The organism is Notoacmeibacter marinus (genome assembly GCF_002238045.1).
GTDB classification, from domain to species: domain Bacteria; phylum Pseudomonadota; class Alphaproteobacteria; order Rhizobiales; family Rhizobiaceae; genus Notoacmeibacter; species Notoacmeibacter marinus.
Genome location: NZ_NBYO01000002.1, coordinates 402,522 through 418,092, shown reverse-complemented (window position 1 = coordinate 418,092; position 15,571 = coordinate 402,522). Strand labels below are relative to the sequence as shown.

General features: G+C 63.3%; 14 protein-coding genes, 1 pseudogene and 1 riboswitch. Of the genes and pseudogenes, 7 read left to right on the top strand and 8 right to left on the bottom strand.

All coding sequences use genetic code 11. The annotated features are described in order from the left end of the window. Together cobW and B7H23_RS10140 are read right to left on the bottom strand one after the other, a co-directional pair. On the bottom strand, positions 1-1,047 hold the full coding sequence (gene cobW / locus B7H23_RS10145; protein ID WP_094077297.1) for a cobalamin biosynthesis protein CobW: 1,047 nt from the start codon (positions 1,045-1,047) through the stop codon (positions 1-3). Further along, the gene (locus B7H23_RS10140) at positions 1,047-1,574 is read right to left on the bottom strand and encodes a hypothetical protein (protein ID WP_094077296.1); all 528 of its coding nucleotides are present in this window, start codon (positions 1,572-1,574) and stop codon (positions 1,047-1,049) included. The genes cobW and B7H23_RS10140 overlap by 1 nt, the downstream gene beginning before the upstream one ends. Positions 1,575-1,678: 104 nt before the next feature. Continuing rightward, a riboswitch (cobalamin riboswitch) is annotated at positions 1,679-1,883 on the bottom strand. Between the two features lie 96 nt (positions 1,884-1,979). Here B7H23_RS10140 and cobO point away from each other — a divergent pair. From cobO to cobD, 3 genes are read left to right on the top strand one after another with little or no spacing between them, the layout of a single operon-like run. Beyond that, positions 1,980-2,588: a cob(I)yrinic acid a,c-diamide adenosyltransferase gene (cobO, locus tag B7H23_RS10135; protein WP_094077295.1), complete on the top strand. Its 609-nt coding sequence runs from the start codon at positions 1,980-1,982 to the stop codon at positions 2,586-2,588. 50 nt (positions 2,589-2,638) lie between these two features. After that, positions 2,639-4,087: a cobyric acid synthase gene (locus B7H23_RS10130; protein WP_240535054.1), complete on the top strand. Its 1,449-nt coding sequence runs from the start codon at positions 2,639-2,641 to the stop codon at positions 4,085-4,087. Continuing rightward, positions 4,077-5,150 (top strand): threonine-phosphate decarboxylase CobD, encoded by a 1,074-nt coding sequence (cobD, locus tag B7H23_RS10125; protein WP_240535053.1) that lies wholly within the window; start codon positions 4,077-4,079, stop codon positions 5,148-5,150. The genes B7H23_RS10130 and cobD overlap by 11 nt, the downstream gene beginning before the upstream one ends. 69 nt (positions 5,151-5,219) lie before the next feature. Here the strand turns inward: cobD and B7H23_RS16345 are convergent. Continuing rightward, positions 5,220-5,684, bottom strand: a pseudogene (locus B7H23_RS16345) (MotA/TolQ/ExbB proton channel family protein); the annotation flags it as partial. 220 nt (positions 5,685-5,904) lie between these two features. Further along, positions 5,905-6,345: an iron-responsive transcriptional regulator RirA gene (rirA, locus tag B7H23_RS10115; RefSeq protein ID WP_094077292.1), complete on the bottom strand. Its 441-nt coding sequence runs from the start codon at positions 6,343-6,345 to the stop codon at positions 5,905-5,907. A gap of 132 nt (positions 6,346-6,477) precedes the next feature. Between rirA and B7H23_RS15905 the strand changes: the two genes are divergently transcribed. Together B7H23_RS15905 and bfr are read left to right on the top strand one after the other, a co-directional pair. Then, positions 6,478-6,795 carry a (2Fe-2S)-binding protein gene (locus B7H23_RS15905; protein ID WP_114390790.1) on the top strand — a complete coding sequence of 106 codons (318 nt, stop codon included), beginning with the start codon at positions 6,478-6,480 and terminating at the stop codon, positions 6,793-6,795. A 28-nt stretch (positions 6,796-6,823) separates the two neighbouring features. Next, on the top strand, positions 6,824-7,309 hold the full coding sequence (bfr, locus tag B7H23_RS10105; protein WP_094077291.1) for a bacterioferritin: 486 nt from the start codon (positions 6,824-6,826) through the stop codon (positions 7,307-7,309). A 25-nt stretch (positions 7,310-7,334) separates the two neighbouring features. Here bfr and xdhC read toward each other — a convergent pair whose 3' ends face one another. Genes xdhC through xdhA form a run of 3 tightly spaced genes read right to left on the bottom strand, consistent with a single transcriptional unit; the run spans position 7,335 to position 12,075 of the window. After that, positions 7,335-8,144: a xanthine dehydrogenase accessory protein XdhC gene (gene xdhC / locus B7H23_RS10100; RefSeq protein ID WP_420814484.1), complete on the bottom strand. Its 810-nt coding sequence runs from the start codon at positions 8,142-8,144 to the stop codon at positions 7,335-7,337. Then, a complete protein-coding gene (gene xdhB / locus B7H23_RS10095) occupies positions 8,141-10,540 on the bottom strand; it encodes a xanthine dehydrogenase molybdopterin binding subunit (RefSeq protein WP_094077289.1) in 2,400 nt (799 codons plus the stop codon). Before xdhB ends, xdhC begins: the two co-directional genes overlap by 4 nt. Further along, complete coding sequence (gene xdhA / locus B7H23_RS10090; protein ID WP_240535052.1) at positions 10,537-12,075, bottom strand: xanthine dehydrogenase small subunit; 1,539 nt, start codon at positions 12,073-12,075, stop codon at positions 10,537-10,539. The genes xdhB and xdhA overlap by 4 nt, the downstream gene beginning before the upstream one ends. A gap of 204 nt (positions 12,076-12,279) precedes the next feature. On the opposite strand from xdhA, the gene B7H23_RS10085 reads away from it, so the two are divergent. Then, a complete protein-coding gene (locus B7H23_RS10085; RefSeq protein WP_094077287.1) occupies positions 12,280-12,879 on the top strand; it encodes a tRNA-specific adenosine deaminase in 600 nt (199 codons plus the stop codon). Positions 12,880-13,021: 142 nt separating this feature from the next. After that, the gene (chrA, locus tag B7H23_RS10080; RefSeq protein ID WP_240535051.1) at positions 13,022-14,284 is read left to right on the top strand and encodes a chromate efflux transporter; all 1,263 of its coding nucleotides are present in this window, start codon (positions 13,022-13,024) and stop codon (positions 14,282-14,284) included. A 20-nt stretch (positions 14,285-14,304) separates the two neighbouring features. Here the strand turns inward: chrA and B7H23_RS10075 are convergent, their stop codons facing one another. Then, positions 14,305-15,537 carry a urate hydroxylase PuuD gene (locus tag B7H23_RS10075; RefSeq protein WP_094077285.1) on the bottom strand — a complete coding sequence of 411 codons (1,233 nt, stop codon included), beginning with the start codon at positions 15,535-15,537 and terminating at the stop codon, positions 14,305-14,307. Positions 15,538-15,571 lie beyond the last annotated feature (34 nt).

The window sequence follows — 15,571 nt, the reverse complement described above, 5'->3', positions numbered from 1 at the left end:
TCAGGCCGCCAGAGCATTGCGGACGGCTTCGGCGTCCAGATCGTGCAGGCCGATCACGACCAGCCGCGTGCCGCGCGTCTCATCGGTTTTCCAGGGCCGGTCGAAATGGCTTTGCACACGGCTGCCGACCGCCTGCACGACCAGACGCATCGGCTTGTCGCCGACCGCAGCAAATCCTTTGACCCGTAGAACATCGGGAATGGCGCAGGCCGCTTCGACCCGCGCGGTCAGCTCTTCCGGCGAGGCGACCGGCGGCAGATCGACGATGAAGCTCTCGAACTCGTCATGATCGTGATCGTGGCCGTCTTCGTGGTCCGCATCATGATGGGTATGGATGGCGTCGATACCCTCTTCGGTCGCAGCGTTGAGACCCAGCAGAATGGCCGGATCGAGCGCCCCGTTTCGCGACGGCACGATGCGGACGGGCCGGGTCAGTTCGCCCTGAAGTCGATTTTCGACGCGCTTGCGCTCTTCATCGGAAATGAGGTCTGTCTTTGACAGGATGACGAGGTCGGCGCAGGCGATCTGATCGTCGAACACCTCTTCGATGGGGTCGTCGTGATCGACGCTCTCATCGGCCTGCCGCTGCGCCGACAGCGCATCCATGTCCGTCGCGACCTGCCCGCCCGCCAGCGCCGCGCCATCGGCGACGGTGATGACGCCATCGACGGTCACGCGGCTGCGGATCGCGGGCCAGTTGAAGGCCTGGACGAGCGGCTTCGGCAGAGCCAAGCCGCTCGTTTCGATCAGAATGTGATCGACTGCCGGTTCGCGCTTCAGGATCGCATCGAGCGCCGGTTCGAAATCGTCGGCGACGGTGCAGCAGATGCAGCCATTGGCCAGTTCCACCACATCCTCCTCGCTGCAGTTCTCGACCCCGCAGCCGCGCAGGATTTCGCCGTCAATGCCGATATCGCCAAATTCGTTGACGATGATGGCGAAGCGGCGGCCTTTGGCGTTCTCGATCAGATTGCGGACGATCGTCGTTTTGCCGGAGCCGAGAAAGCCGGTGATGATGGTGCAGGGAATGCGGGCGGTCGATTGCATCAATGAGGACCTTTGTGAGCGGAGGAGAGGGCAGGCGTGGCCGGCCCGACGAGTTCTGCGCGAACCGGCTTGCCACCGACGGCCAGCGCGGCGTGATCGTTGCTGTTCAGCGTGACGGCAACTTCGGCGCCTGGCGGCAGGGCAGGAATGTGCATCCACGGCCCGTAAAGCCGTGCGATCTTTTCGCCGTTCACATAGACGTGGGCGTGACCCTCGCCGGGGCGGTCGCCTCTACCGGCATTCTCCGGCGCGAAGCGGAAATTGGCGGTTTGCAGATGCAGGTTGAAGCCCGACACCGGATCGGGCTCGAGCGTGACGTCCAGCGTCGGTGCCTCAGGGCCAGAGACATCGAGCATCCTGCCATGATCGTGGGCACCGGGCGTAGCCGTTGCGCCATGGGCGGCACCAGCGCCATGATCGTGGCCGTCAAAGCCGACATTGTTCGCAGCGGCCAGCGTGAAGCCAATACCGCCACCATAGATCAGGCCGAGCGCGAGCAGGGCCAGCGGCTGAATGCGAATCGCCATGATCTAGAACCGATCGAAATCGGTTCGCGGATACGATGTCGGGATCGCCGAAGCGACGTGCAGAAACATAGTCGGTCCTTCCTCGCCGTCCCACCGACAGCGCTCACGGTTTCATCGGTCTGGCAGGTCTCCTGGCTTGCGGCCGATCGCTCGATCCACCTTCCCCGGCGAAAAAGGGCCGAGTGGCTTATTGGATCTGCGCGGACCGCTTACAGTCGCGGGGGCGGCTACGGATTGGGCGGTTTTCCCGCCGCACCGTATTCCCTCTTCGCTTCCCTTCCGGGAAGAACCAGACGGCGCAATCTCTAACGGAGGCGGACAGACTTCGCAACAGTCGCCCGACCTTGCGTTCCGATCCCGAAATCGGGCAGGTGACGTTTCTCTTTCGAATGGAAGGCGAATGGAATGCAGAAGAACGAAGCCGAGCGGCACCGCGCAAAGATGGAAAAGCGCAAGGCGATTCAGGATGCCGAAGTCGCCTCCAAGACCGTCGAGAAGAAGGGCCTTCTTCTGGTCCATACGGGACCGGGAAAAGGCAAGAGCACGGCGGCATTCGGTCTCGTTTTGCGGATGCTTGGCTATGGAAAGCGCGTCGGCATTGTCCAGTTCGGCAAGGGCGCCTGGGAGACGGGCGAAGCCGAAGCGCTGAAACGGTTCGGAGATCAGATCGCGCTGCATATTCTGGGCGAGGGGTTCACCTGGGAAACCCAGGATCGCGGGCGGGACGTCGCCGCCGCCGAAGCCGCCTGGGCCAAGGCCAATGAACTGATGGCCGACCCATCCATCGCGCTTCTGGTCCTCGACGAACTCAATATCGCACTGCGCTACGACCATCTCGATCTGTCCGAAGTCGTCGGGACGCTCCGGAACCGGCGAGAGGATCTGCATATCGTCGTGACGGGGCGGAACGCCAAGCCGGAACTGATTGAGGCCGCCGATCTCGTCACGGAGATGGGGGCGGTAAAGCATCACTTCAAAGCCGGCGTGAAGGCGCAGGAAGGGATCGAGTTCTAGGGCCGATGAACGCTCGCTCGCAATCCGGGGCACCGACAGGCCGCGCCCTGATGTTTCAGGGGACGGGGTCGGATGTCGGCAAGAGCCTGATCGTTGCCGGCCTCTGCCGTGCACTGACGCGGCGCGGCCTCACCGTGCGCCCGTTCAAGCCGCAGAACATGAGCAACAATGCCGCCGTCACCGCCGATGGCGGCGAGATCGGCCGCGCTCAGGCGCTTCAGGCGCGGGCCTGCGGTGTCGCGCCACATACCGATTTCAATCCGGTTCTGCTGAAACCGCAGGGCGGCAACGGCTCGCAAATCGTCGTGCATGGCCGGGTGGAGGGCGTTGCGAAGGCCGCCGCCTATCAAGCGCTGAAACCGCAATTGATGTGCGATGTGATGGCGAGTTTCGAACGCCTTCGCGACGCGGCAGATATCGTACTGATAGAAGGCGCCGGCTCCGCCGCCGAGATCAATCTGCGCGCCGGCGACATCGCCAATATGGGCTTTGCGCGGCAGGCCGATGTGCCGGTTGTGCTGATCGGCGATATCGATCGCGGCGGGGTGATCGCTTCGCTTGTCGGAACGAAAGCCGTGGTCGATCCCGCCGACGCCGAACTGATCTGCGGGTTCTTGGTGAACCGGTTTCGCGGCGATCCATCCCTTTTCGAGACCGGTATGGCGGAGATCGAACGGCGTACCGGTTGGCCCTCCTTCGGTCTCGTGCTGCATTTCGAGGATGCGGCCAAGCTGCCGGCGGAAGATGCGCTGGCGTTGCGCGCAAGGCTGGCCGAAAGACCGGATGCCACGGTGTCCATCGCGATGATCGCGCTGCCGTCGGTCTCCAATTTCGACGATCTGGATCCGCTCGCGGCCGAACCGGATGTCAGGCTGATGCGGATCGGGCCACACGAGGTTCTGCCGGCGCATGTCGATTGCGTGATCCTGCCGGGCTCCAAGGCAACATTGGCCGATCTTGCCGTCCTGCATGAGAGCGGCCTGGCGCACGACATCATGGCACATCATCGGCGGGGTGGAACGGTGTTCGGTCTTTGTGGCGGCTATCAGATGCTCGGCCGGACCCTGGTCGATCCCGGCGGCATCGAAGGCGGGCCGGATCGGATGGACGGCCTTGGTCTTCTCGATGTCGAGACAACCATCGCTACCGAGAAGCGGCTCGTCGAAGTGGAGGTGACGACCGCTGGCGCGTCGCCATGCATGCTTAAGGGCTACGAAATGCATATGGGCGAGACACGCGGGCCGGACTGTTCGCGTCCCTTCGCGCATTTTGCCGATGGTTCGGCGGAAGGCGCGAGAAGCGGGGACGGCCGGACCGTCGGCACCTATTTGCACGGCGTCTTCGCAAATGACGTGTTTCGCCGGCAGTTTCTCGAAGGGCTCGGCGGTTCGGGCGGGGCGCAATCCTATGAAGCGGAGATCGAAACCGTTCTGGACGGTTTCGCCGATCATCTCGAAACCCATTGCGACATCGACGGACTGCTGAGCCATGCGCGCTGAACGGATCATCGTCGAAGAAGAAGCGCACCGTTCGATCGAAGATGGACCGGTCATGCCGCCTATCAGCCATGGCGGTGATCTGGACGATGCGCGGCGGCTGTTTCCCGACGCACCGACGCCGTGGATCGACCTTTCGACCGGCATCAGCCCCTTCGCCTATCCGGTGCCGGCCATAGCCGCGGAGAGCTGGACACGGCTGCCGGAGGCAGGCGATCTCGCCGCGCTTTGCCGGGCCGCCGCGTCCGCCTATGGCGCGGAGGCCGGGGAGATCGTCGCAGGCAGCGGCACCCAGCCGCTTATGGCGGCGGTTCTTCGCCTCTTGCCGCCCAGCCGCGCGGCCATTCTCGGCCCCACCTATGCCGAACACGAGCGCCTTTGCTGCCAGGCGGGCCATCGCGTTCAGCATGTAACCATGCCGGACCAGCTCGGTGAGGATGCGTGCATTGCCATCGTCGTCAATCCGAACAATCCGACCGGCACGCTGGTCGCCCGGACCGACCTTCTGGCGCTTGGCAGGCAGATGGCCCGGCGCGATGGTCTGTTGATCGTCGATGAGGCTTTCATGGACAGCCTTGGCGATGCGGGGCAATCCCTCGGCGGCCACGTCGACAATGGCGCCATCGTCGTGTTGCGTTCGGTCGGGAAATTCTATGGCCTTGCGGGTCTGCGGCTGAGCTTTGCTCTTGCGGCGCGACCCGTTGCAGAGAAGCTGGCTGCGGCGGTTGGCCCCTGGCCCGTCTCCGGCCCCGCCATCGCCGTTGGGCGTCAGGCGCTGGCCGACATTGACTGGCAGAGCGAGCAACGTGCGCGGCTTCATGAAGCAGGCAGGCGGATGGATGATCTTCTTGCGGAACGTGGCCTGGAGCCAAAGGGCGTCGGCCCGCTCTTTCGAACCTTACGCGGCCAAAGCGTGCCGGCGTTGTTCGAGAGCCTTGGCTGTGCGGGTATCTGGACGCGGCGTTTTGCGTTCGACCCGCCTCTGCTGCGGCTGGGCCTGCCGAGTGGCGAGATGGGATGGCGGCGTCTGCGCGAGGCTTTGAGCGGCTTCAGCTTCAAGTCCTGATTTCGTCTCCAAAGCCTGCTGCTCTTCCAATAAGGATAGGAGGTCAGCGGTCGTGCGCTCGATTGCGCGTCGCTCGCTTTCCAGTCGCTCTTCAAACGCGTTCAAGGCTTTCAAAGCGCCTAGGCTGACGATGGCGCCGACGGACAGGGTGAACAAAGCGAACCATAGGCTGCCCAGCAGGATGGAGGCGCTCGCCGCTCCTTCGGCCGCGAGCAGCCAGCGAAGAACATCCCACATGCCGATGAACGGGCCGGCTAGACCGAGCACCGGTGCGGCGCGAACCGCAAAATCCAGAAAGGGAAGGCCTGTTGCGTGGCTATGATGACGGTCGGTAACAAATCCGACGATTGCCTCTTCGATCTGGGGGCGGGAGAAGTCACCCTCATCATGTTTGGTTAGAATGAGCGCGAGCGCCTGTCCGGCTCCGCTCCGATCATCGCGGAGCTGCGTCCGCGCGCGCTGGATTTGACCTCTTCGAAAAAGCGAAACGGCTCGTTCCGCTTTTGTGGTTTGTCCGGTCGATGTGCGAACCATTGCGATTTGCCTGCCCGCGATCATCGTAAGGGTCGCAAGTGACAGACATGCCAGGACGGCGACAAGGCAAATGCCGCCTGCTGTCAGGCCGGGTAAGAGTTCCCAAAGCGATACGGCATCCATCCAGTAGGTCCTCTGCATTCGCAAACAGGCTTCACGAATGCCAGAGGATGGTTAATTTCCGGTTCGAGAATGCTGCGAAGAGAAGTCGTATTCGCTGTCAGGCGACTTCCAGGCCGAACAGTTCGGGAATCTCCGGCCGTTCCTTCACCAGGCCGGCGAGCGTATGCCGGCTCAGCACGTTGAGGAAGGCATTCAGCGCCTCGCGCAGGGCCGCATTCAGGCTGCAATGATCAACGAGCGGACAGGTCGTCTCGCCGTCCTCGAAGCAGTCCGCCATGAAGAAGCCCTCTTCCGTTACGCGAACGATATCGAACAGCGTGATTTCGGTGGCCGGCCTGGCCAGGCAAACACCACCTTTGCGTCCGCGGACTGTCTTCATCAAATTGGCGGCGACCAGCGGTTTGAGGATTTTAAAGAGATAGAGCTCCGGCACTTCCGCAGCCTTTGCGATATCGGGAATACGGCTCAGATCCTCGGGGTTCGAAGCGCAGTACATCATCATCCGGATTGCGTAATTTGTTTGCCGTGTCAGCCGCATAGATGCCTCCAGACTCCATCGTGCGTCCTGTGTGTAATACAGCCGGCAGATTAGAGCAATTCCAAACTAGACATTTTGACACCGCTTTCCGCAACGACTATTTTTCGAGGCCTTCAGGCTAAGGAACATGCCGTGCTCGTCTGCAGTTGTAACATGATATCGGCCCAGGAAATCCGGGACGTTATTACAGAGCTGCTGGATGCCGATCCCTGGCGGTTGATCGTGCCGGTTCAGGTTTATCACGCTATGGAAAAACGCGGTCGATGCTGCGGCTGTTTTCCCGGCGTGGTCGATATCATCGTGGAAACGACCGAAGCCTATCATCAGCGCCTTGCTACGCCACCCGCCGAAGTCATATGCTTCATCGATCGGCTGCGGTCCGAGCATAGCCGGCTGGAGCAGAAGCGCAAAGATGCGCGCGCCAGACTGTCTTCCGTTCGCGCGGCCTGAACAACCAATTGCGTCAAAGGAACATTTTATGAAGGGTCATGATCGTGTGATCGAGCGCCTCAACGAGGCGCTTTTTTTGGAATTGGGTGCGATCAACCAGTACTGGGTGCATTACCGTCTGCTGATGGATTGGGGCTTTACGAAGCTGGCCAAGAAGGAGCGTGAAGAGAGCATCGAAGAGATGAATCACGCCGACAAGCTGATCGACCGGATCATCTTCCTCGAGGGTCACCCGAACCTTCAGTCGGTCGCCCCGCTAAGGATCGGCCAGAACGTCAAGGAAGTGCTCGAAGCTGATCTGGCCGGTGAATTCGAAGCCATCAAGTCCTACAAGGAATCGCGGGAAATCTGCGATGAAGTGGGTGATTACGTTACGATGAAGCTGTTCGAGGAACTACTGAAGGACGAGGAAGGTCATGTCGACTTCCTGGAAACGCAGCTTCACCTCTACGAAAAGATCGGTCCGGAACAGTTCGGCGGTCTGAACGCCGACTCGTCGGACGACGCGCATTAAGCTGCGCTAAGCATTCGATCCGGTGCTACCGCGCCGGATCGAGCAGTGCGGTAGCAATTTCAGCGACGGCCAAAGCGGCAATCACTTCCGGGCGCTTGTCCTTCACTGCGTCGCCGCCGATAGGGCAGACAAGCCTCTCCATCGGTTCAGCTGCATTGCCTTCCCTGCGCCACCGGTTCTCGAAGGTCGCGCGCTTGGTTTTCGAACCGATCAGCCCGACATAAGCGAGATCGTTGCGCCGCAGCGCCTCGGACACGATCAGATAATCGAGCGCATGATCGTGGGTCAGGACGATGATGGCCGATCCGGCCGGCGCCGTTCTGACCTCCTGCTCCGGCATCGCCAGAACAGTGTGGGGAACCGGCAGATCGGCGGGCAGGACATCGGCCCGCGTTTCGATCATGCGTGTGCGGAAGGGCAGGGGCGCGAGCGCCCTTGCCAGCGCCGTGCCGACATGGCCGCCACCGAAGATCAGCACGATCGGCTGACCGCTCTGCCGCCGTGTCAGTTCCTCCCGCAGATCTTCGAGCATCGCCCGATCGCCCGTTCTGAGCGACAGGACAACACGCCCGCCGCAGCACTGGCCGATTTCCGGGCCGAGCGGCAGGTCCATCACCTGCTCATCCGCTGTTCCCGATGACAGCATCTGCCGCGCCTGATCAATCGCTCGAAACTCGAGTGCGCCGCCGCCGATCGTGCCGAGCGCGGAATTCTCCGTCACGATCATAAGGGCGCCAGCCTCGCGCGGCGTTGAGCCTTTCGTGTCCGCGACGGACACAAGAACCGCCCCCATGCCAGACGCAATAAGGGTGTCGAGATCGCGCGCGCGCATCAGTTTGCGGTCTTGGAGTCGGCCCGCAAACGCTCAATGGTCATCAGGATGTGTTCCGGCGTCGCCGGCGCGTCGAGGCGTGGACAGATTGTATAGTCGGCGACGGAGGCCACCGCGTCCGAAAGCGCATGAAGCACAGAGATGGCGAGCATGAAGGGCGGCTCGCCCACGGCCTTGCTGCGAAAGACGGTCGGCTCGTGTGCGCGTGACCATTCGGCCAGGGCGACGTTGAACTGGCGCGGCATGTCGGAGGCCAGCGGGATCTTGTAGGTCGATGGCGCGTGGGTTAGTAGGCGGCCCTTCTCGTCCCAGACCAGTTCTTCTGTGGTCAGCCATCCCATGCCCTGGGCGAAGCCGCCCTCGATCTGGCCGATGTCGATGGCCGGGTTCAGGCTGTTGCCGGTCTCGTGCAGAATATCGACCCGCTCAACAGTATATTCGCCGGTGAGCGTATCGATCTCCACCTCGGAGACGGCGGCGCCATAAGCGAAATAGTAGAAGGGGTGGCCGCGCCCGGATGCGCGGTCCCAGTGGATTTTCGGCGTGCGGTAATAGCCGGTCGAAGACAGCGAGATACGGGCGGTATAGGCCTCTTCCACCAACTCGGCGAAGCCGACCTCGCGATTGCCGATCTGCACCTGGCCATCGCGGAACACGACCTGCTCGGCGGGCACACCGTGTTCGGCCACGGCGAAATCGACCAGCCGCTGGCGAATGGTCTCCGCCGCCAGCTTGGCCGCCATGCCGTTGAGATCGGCGCCGGAGGAGGCGGCGGTGGCGGAGGTGTTCGGCACCTTGCCGGTCGAGGTCGCCGTGATCCGCACCTGCTCCAAGGGCACGCCGAACACGGCGGCGACGACCTGCGCGACCTTGGTGTTCAGGCCCTGGCCCATCTCGGTGCCGCCATGGTTCAGATGGATCGAGCCGTCGGTGTAGATATGGACCAGCGCGCCGGCCTGGTTGAGATGGCTGGCCGTGAACGAAATGCCGAACTTGACGGGCGTCAGCGCAATGCCGCGCCGCTTGAAACCGTTCGCGTCGCGGTTGGTCTGCCGTATCGCCTGCCGCCGCGCCTCGTAATCCGAACTTTCCAGCAGCTCGTCGACAATGCGCGGCAGGACGAAGTCCTCGACCGTCTGGTGATAGGGCGTCAGGTTTCGCTCGCCCTCGCCGTAGAAATTGCGGCGACGCACTTCCAGCGGATCGAGGCCGGTGGCGAAGGCGACTTCCTCGATCACGCGCTCGGCGCCGACCATGCCCTGCGGGCCGCCGAAGCCGCGAAAGGCGGTGTTGCTGACCGTGTTGGTGAAGAGCGGTTGCGAGACGGCCTTCACCGCTGGCCAGTAATAGGTGTTGTCGCAATGGAAGAGCGCGCGGTCCGTCACCGGACCGGAGAGGTCGGCGGAAAAACCGCAGCGCGCCGCATAGGTAAATTTGACACCGTGGATGCCGCCCTCATCGTCGAAGCCGATCTCGTAATCGGCGCGGAAATCATGGCGCTTGCCGGTCGCCACCATATCGTCATCGCGATCGGGGCGGATCTTTACCGGCGCGCCCAGCCGATCGGCGGCGAAGGCCGCAAGCGCGGCGAAGAGGTTGGCCTGCGATTCCTTGCCGCCGAACGCGCCGCCCATGCGGCGGACTTCCAATGTGACCATGGCAGCGGGGCGGTGCAGGGCGTGGGCGACCAGCATCTGCGTTTCCGAGGGATGCTGCGTGGAGGAATAAACAATCATGGTGCCGTCCTCGCCCGGCACGGCAAAGGCGATCTGACCTTCCAGGTAGAAATGGTCCTGCCCGCCGATCAACATCGTGCCGGACAGCGTGCGCGGCGCGTTCGCAAGGGCTGCATCGGCGTCGCCGCGCTCCAGCGTCATGCCGTCGATAACGGTGCGGCCGCCGGCCTCGCGCGCCTGATCGACATCGAGGATCGGGGTGTCCTCGGCATAGGCGATCTTCGCATGACGGCAGGCGCGGCGGGCGGCATTGCGGCTGGTCGCGACGACCATGAAGACCGGCTGTCCGAGAAAGCCGACCTTCCCGCTTGTCAGGAAGGGCTCGTCTCCGATCTGCCAGGCGCTGGCATCATTATGGCCCAGATCGTCGGCGGTGATGACCGCCTCCACGTCGGGTTGGGCCCGGACAGCCTCCAGATCGATCGATTCGATCCGGCCATTGGCGATGGTCGAAAGACCAAGATAGGCGTGCAGCGTGCCGGGCGGCTCGGGCAGATCGTCGGTGTAGGGCGCGCGGCCTGCCACGTGCAGATGCGCCGAATCGTGGCGTTTCGACTGATGCGCCGGCGCGTTCTCATGGCTCTGCGCATCGGCGCCATCCTTTTCAGGCAGGGCATCGTCGTCATGCTTGCGATCCGCGCCGCGGGCCAGAACCTCGTTCATTGGGCCGCCTCCGTCTGAATCGGATCGTCCTGCGTGTCCGCAAAGAAGCGGCGCAGCAGGTTCCTGGCGACGAGCATGCGGTAATCGGCGGAAGCGCGCATGTCGGAGAGCGGCGTGAAGTCTTCCTCGAAAGCGGCCAGGGCGCTTTCCACCGCGTCTTCGGTCCAGGGCCGTCCGATCAGCGCTTTCTCCACGGCGCTCGCCCGCTTCGGCACGCCGGCCATGCCGCCATAGGCTATGCGGATCGTGTCGACCGTGCCATCGTCGGTGAGCATCAGGTGAAAGGCGCCGAGACAGGCCGTGATGTCCTCGTCGCGCCGCTTGCTGATCTTGTGGAAGGCGATCTTGGCATCGGGCGAAGGCAGCGGCACGGACAGGGCCTCGACGAATTCGCCATCCCAGCGGTCCTGTTTGCCGTACTCGATGAAAAAGTCCTCGAGTGGCAGGTCGCGGCGAGCATCGCCTTTTCGCAGATGAAGCATCGCACCGAGCGCAATGAGAGGGGGCGGCATGTCGCCAATGGGCGAGCCGTTTGCGATATTGCCGCCGATGGTGCCCATATTGCGAATCTGATTGCCGCCAATGCGCCACAGGAGCGGTGCGAAGGCCGGAATACGCTCGGCGAGCGCATCGAGCGCGTCGGTATAGGAGACGTTCGCGCCGATCCTAAGCGCGCCGTCGCTCTCCTCCACGCCACGCAATTCGTCGAGATGGCCGATCGGGATGAGCGGTCCGACATCGCGCATGAATTTCGTGACCCAGAGACCGACATCGGTGGCGCCGGCGACGATGCGGCCAGCCGGATTGTCCTCGAAGAGTCGGGCCAGATCGGCGACGGAGGCGGGCCGGAGGATGCGATTGTCGGATGCGCCCTCGCTTTCCGAAACATCGCCTTCATAGGGAACGTCCGAGGGAAGGATCGTGGCGCCGCCAGGCTCGGCATTCCCGCTTGCCGCTTCGTGCCCGGACACTTCGAGACGCGAGCCGTCGCGCCATTCTGCCAGCCTTTTCGTGACGGTCGGCCGTTCGGCGAGAACCGGATCGTCGGTCCCGGAGAGCGCGGCGACGGAAAGGGCCGCGCGCACGATCGGCGCGTAGCCGGTGCAACGGCAAAGATTGCCCTGAAGCGCCCGTTCGACGGCCAGCCGGTCGGGCGTGGGCTGGCGCATCAGAAGGCCATAGAGGCTCATGACGAAACCCGGCGTACAAAAGCCGCACTGGCTGCCGTGATGATCGACCATCGCCTGCTGGATCGGGTGCAGCGGCCCGCCGCGCGGGCTGAGATGCTCGACGGTCACGATATGCGCGCCATCGATCATGCCCATTAACACGATGCAGGCATTGGCCGAGCGGTAGTGCAATCGGCCCTGCGCATCCAGCGTGCCGAGCAGAACCGTGCAGGCGCCGCAATCGCCTTCCGCGCAGCCTTCCTTCGTTCCGGTGAGCCGCTTTTCGATCCGCAGGAAATCCAGAAGCGTGTCGTCCGGCGCGACGCGATCCAGAAAGACGGGTCTGTCGTTGAGCAGAAACCGCATCGTCCGCCGGATCGGTGGCGGAAGCGCGGAATCGCTGGGGTCAGGGGCGTTGGCTGTCATGGTCCAAGGGTGCGCTGCAACCTGCGAACGCGCAAGAGCGGATCGTTCGCAAAGGGGGATAGGTCTTTCACATATTGAGAGAGGCCCGGCGAATGGCGAAAACGGTTATGCCTGAGACCGTCCTTCCGCCAATCAAGGTTCGCCATGCCCTCGTCCGATGCCGCCTTCCTTCACCGCCTGCTGGATGTCGTGACCGACGACATCGTGCCCTTGACCGAAACAGGGGTTCAGCGCGGCAACAAGGTGTTCGGCGCGGCGCTTCTGCGCAAAGGCGACCTGTCGCTCGTTCTGGCCGAAACCAACAACGAGATCGAAAACCCGCTCTGGCATGGTGAAATCCACTGCCTGAAGCGCTTCTACGAGATGCCCGCCGCCTCGCGGCCCGCGCCCTCGGAGATGATCTTCCTGTCGACGCATGAGCCGTGTTCGCTGTGCCTGTCGGCGATCACATGGGCCGGCTTCGACAATTTCCATTATCTCTTCAGTCATGAGGACAGCCGCGACAGCTTCGCCATTCCGCACGATCTGAACATTCTGCGGGAGGTGTTCGATGTGCAGCGAGGCGGCTACCGCAAGGAAAACGCCTACTGGACGGCGCGCAGCATCCGTTCCGCCATCGCCGAATTGCCCGCAGGCGAGCGGACGCCGCTGGAAGAGAAAGCGGAGACGATTGTTGGGATCTACGACCGGCTGTCAGCGCGATACCAGACAGGCAAGAGCGACAACGCCATCCCGCTTCGCTAGAACATCGTCTTCGTTCCGCCATCGGTCTGCGTGATTTCGCAAGGCTGTTACAAAGTCGCTTTAGTCGCCGGCGGAAGCAGGGAGGCAGCCTATCGGACCGGTTCCGTCCAGAAACGGAGATGACGTTTCCCTGCCCGATCTCGTGAAGGTCTGGGGCAGGATCGGCATCCTGTCCTTCGGCGGACCGGCCGCGCAGATCGCGCTGATCCACCGCGAGGTCGTGGACCGGCGAGGCTGGCTGAGCGAGGCGCAATATCTGAACGCGCTGTCGTTCTGCATGTTTCTCCCGGGTCCGGAGGCCATGCAGCTTGCCACCTATGGCGGCTGGCGGACAAACGGCGTCATCGGCGGCCTGATTGCCGGCTCGCTCTTCGTCCTGCCGGGCGCCGCGGTGATCCTCGCTCTGGCGGCGCTCTATGCATGGTACGGCGATGTGCCTCTGGTGGAGGCTGCTTTTCTCGGAATCAAGGCGGCGGTGCTGGTCATCGTGGTCGAAGCGCTTCTGCGCGTGGCGAAGCGGGCTCTGAAACTGCCGCTGCACTGGGCCGTCGCCGGTACGGCCTTTGCCGCGCTGTTCGCGTTCGACGCGCCCTATCCGCTGGTGATCGCGGCGGCCGGCCTTCTCGGCGCAACCGTGAATGTCAGGTCGGCGGATGCCGACATCCAGGACAGGGCGCCGGCCGGCGTCTCATGGACCGGACAGATGCGGATGGCGGCCATATGGCTGGCGATCTGGCTGCTGCCGCTGATGGCCATCGACCTTCTGCTGCCCGGTTCGGTCCTCGGCGAGATCGGCCGTTTCTTCTCGCTTTTGGCGACGGTCACCTTCGGCGGCGCCTATGCGGTGCTGGCCTATATGGGCCAGGAGGCGGTCGAAGCCTATGGCTGGCTGACGGCTTCCGAAATGATCGATGCGCTCGGCCTTGCCGAGACCACGCCCGGCCCGCTCATCCTGGTGACGCAATTCGTCGGCTTCCTGGCCGCCGCGCGGTCGGCGGGCGGCGTCGATTTCGGCATGGGCGTGGCCGGCGCCGCCGTCACGCTGTGGGCGACCTTCGCGCCCTGCTTCCTGTGGATCTTCGTCGGCGCGCCCTTCATCGATCAAATCCAGAAGATGCCGCGCCTTCGCGGCGCCTTGTCGGCGATCACGGCGGCGGTTGTGGGTGTGATCCTCAACCTGTCGGTCTGGTTTGCGCTTAGCGCCGCCTTCGTAACTGTCGAGCGGCGCGGGGTCGGGCCGTTCAAGCCTTGGATGCCGGACATTGCGACGCTCGACTGGCGCATGCCGCTGCTCGCCGTCGTGGCAGCCTATCTGCTGCTCGTGCGGCGCTGGGAGATCGTCCGGGTGCTGGCTGTCAGCGTCGGGCTCGGCCTTCTGCTTCATGCGGCCGGGTGGCACGGCTGACCGCCGGCGGGTTCGGACGGTCAGTTCGCGGAGGCGATCCGATACCATTGGGCCAGCGCCGCGCGCTCTTCCGGCGAAATCTGCGTGATGTTGGCCGGCGGCATGGCGTGGGTGATGCCGGCCTGCAGATAGATAACGCGGGCATGAGCCGCGATGTCGGCGTCAGTCTCCAGAAAGACGCCGTTCGGCGCCCAATGAATGCCTTCCCAGACCGGCTCGCGGGCGTGGCACATGCTGCAGCGGCTGCGCACGATATCGGCGGCCTCCGTGTAGCCAGCCGCTGAAACGAGCTGCTGCTGGGCCGGCGTCAGGCTCTGCTCGGCATCGTCGAAGCCGGCATCGGCGCGGCCGATCCAGGACAGCCAGACGATGACGAGGAAGATCATCGCCGTGGCGGCCCATGTCCACCAGGGTTCGCCGCCACCCGCATGGTGGGTGTTGAAGAAATGGCGGATGGTGACGCCCATCAGAAAGACCAGCGCCGCGATGATCCAGGCATGGTCCGTCGCAGAGGCCAGCGGGTAGTGGTTCGACAGCATCAGGAAGATGACCGGCAGCGTCAGATAATTGTTATGCGTCGAACGCAGCTTGGCGATCTTGCCATATTTCGGATCGGGAATGCGGCCTTCCTTCAGATCGGCGACCACGATCCGCTGGTTCGGCATGATGGTGAAGAAGACGTTGGCGCTCATGATCGTGGCGGTGAATGCGCCGAGATGGAGCAGGGCCGCGCGGCCGGTAAAGACCTGATTGTAGCCCCAGCTCATCGCGACCAGCAGGATGAACAGAAGGATCATCAATATCGTGGGGCGCTCGCCGAGGCCGGACTTGCAGAGATAATCGTAGACAAGCCAGCCAATCGTCAGCGAGGCGGCGGAGATCAGGATGGCCTGCCAGACGGCCAGATCGGCCCTGGCCGGATCGATCAGATAGAGTTCTGCGCCGGCCCAGTAGACGATCATCAGAAGGGCGGCGCCGGACAGCCATGTCGAATAGCTCTCCCATTTGAACCAGGTCAGATGCTCCGGCATATGCTGGGGTGCGACCATGTATTTGTTAATATGGTAAAAGCCGCCGCCATGGACCTGCCACTCCTCGCCGGAGACGCCATCCGGCAGCGCGCGGTCGCGCCGAAGACCAAAGTCAAGTGCGATGAAATAGAAGGATGATCCGATCCAGGCGATCGCCACGATGACGTGAGTCCATCGGACGGCAAAGGCTAGCCAGTCCCAGGCAATGGCGAGATCGATCATCGGTTCACTTTATTCTAGAGGCCCTGTCACACTA

Bases quoted from the DNA above. Each gene is read 5' to 3' on its own strand.
- cobW (WP_094077297.1), bottom strand. From the start codon at position 1,047: ATGCAATCGACCGCCCGCATTCCCTGCACCATCATCACCGGCTTTCTC.
- B7H23_RS10140 (WP_094077296.1), bottom strand. From the start codon at position 1,574: ATGGCGATTCGCATTCAGCCGCTGGCCCTGCTCGCGCTCGGCCTGATC.
- cobO (WP_094077295.1), top strand. From the start codon at position 1,980: ATGCAGAAGAACGAAGCCGAGCGGCACCGCGCAAAGATGGAAAAGCGC.
- B7H23_RS10130 (WP_240535054.1), top strand. From the start codon at position 2,639: ATGTTTCAGGGGACGGGGTCGGATGTCGGCAAGAGCCTGATCGTTGCC.
- cobD (WP_240535053.1), top strand. From the start codon at position 4,077: ATGCGCGCTGAACGGATCATCGTCGAAGAAGAAGCGCACCGTTCGATC.
- rirA (WP_094077292.1), bottom strand. From the start codon at position 6,345: ATGCGGCTGACACGGCAAACAAATTACGCAATCCGGATGATGATGTAC.
- bfr (WP_094077291.1), top strand. From the start codon at position 6,824: ATGAAGGGTCATGATCGTGTGATCGAGCGCCTCAACGAGGCGCTTTTT.
- xdhB (WP_094077289.1), bottom strand. From the start codon at position 10,540: ATGAACGAGGTTCTGGCCCGCGGCGCGGATCGCAAGCATGACGACGAT.
- xdhA (WP_240535052.1), bottom strand. From the start codon at position 12,075: ATGCGGTTTCTGCTCAACGACAGACCCGTCTTTCTGGATCGCGTCGCG.
- B7H23_RS10085 (WP_094077287.1), top strand. From the start codon at position 12,280: ATGCCCTCGTCCGATGCCGCCTTCCTTCACCGCCTGCTGGATGTCGTG.
- B7H23_RS10075 (WP_094077285.1), bottom strand. From the start codon at position 15,537: ATGATCGATCTCGCCATTGCCTGGGACTGGCTAGCCTTTGCCGTCCGA.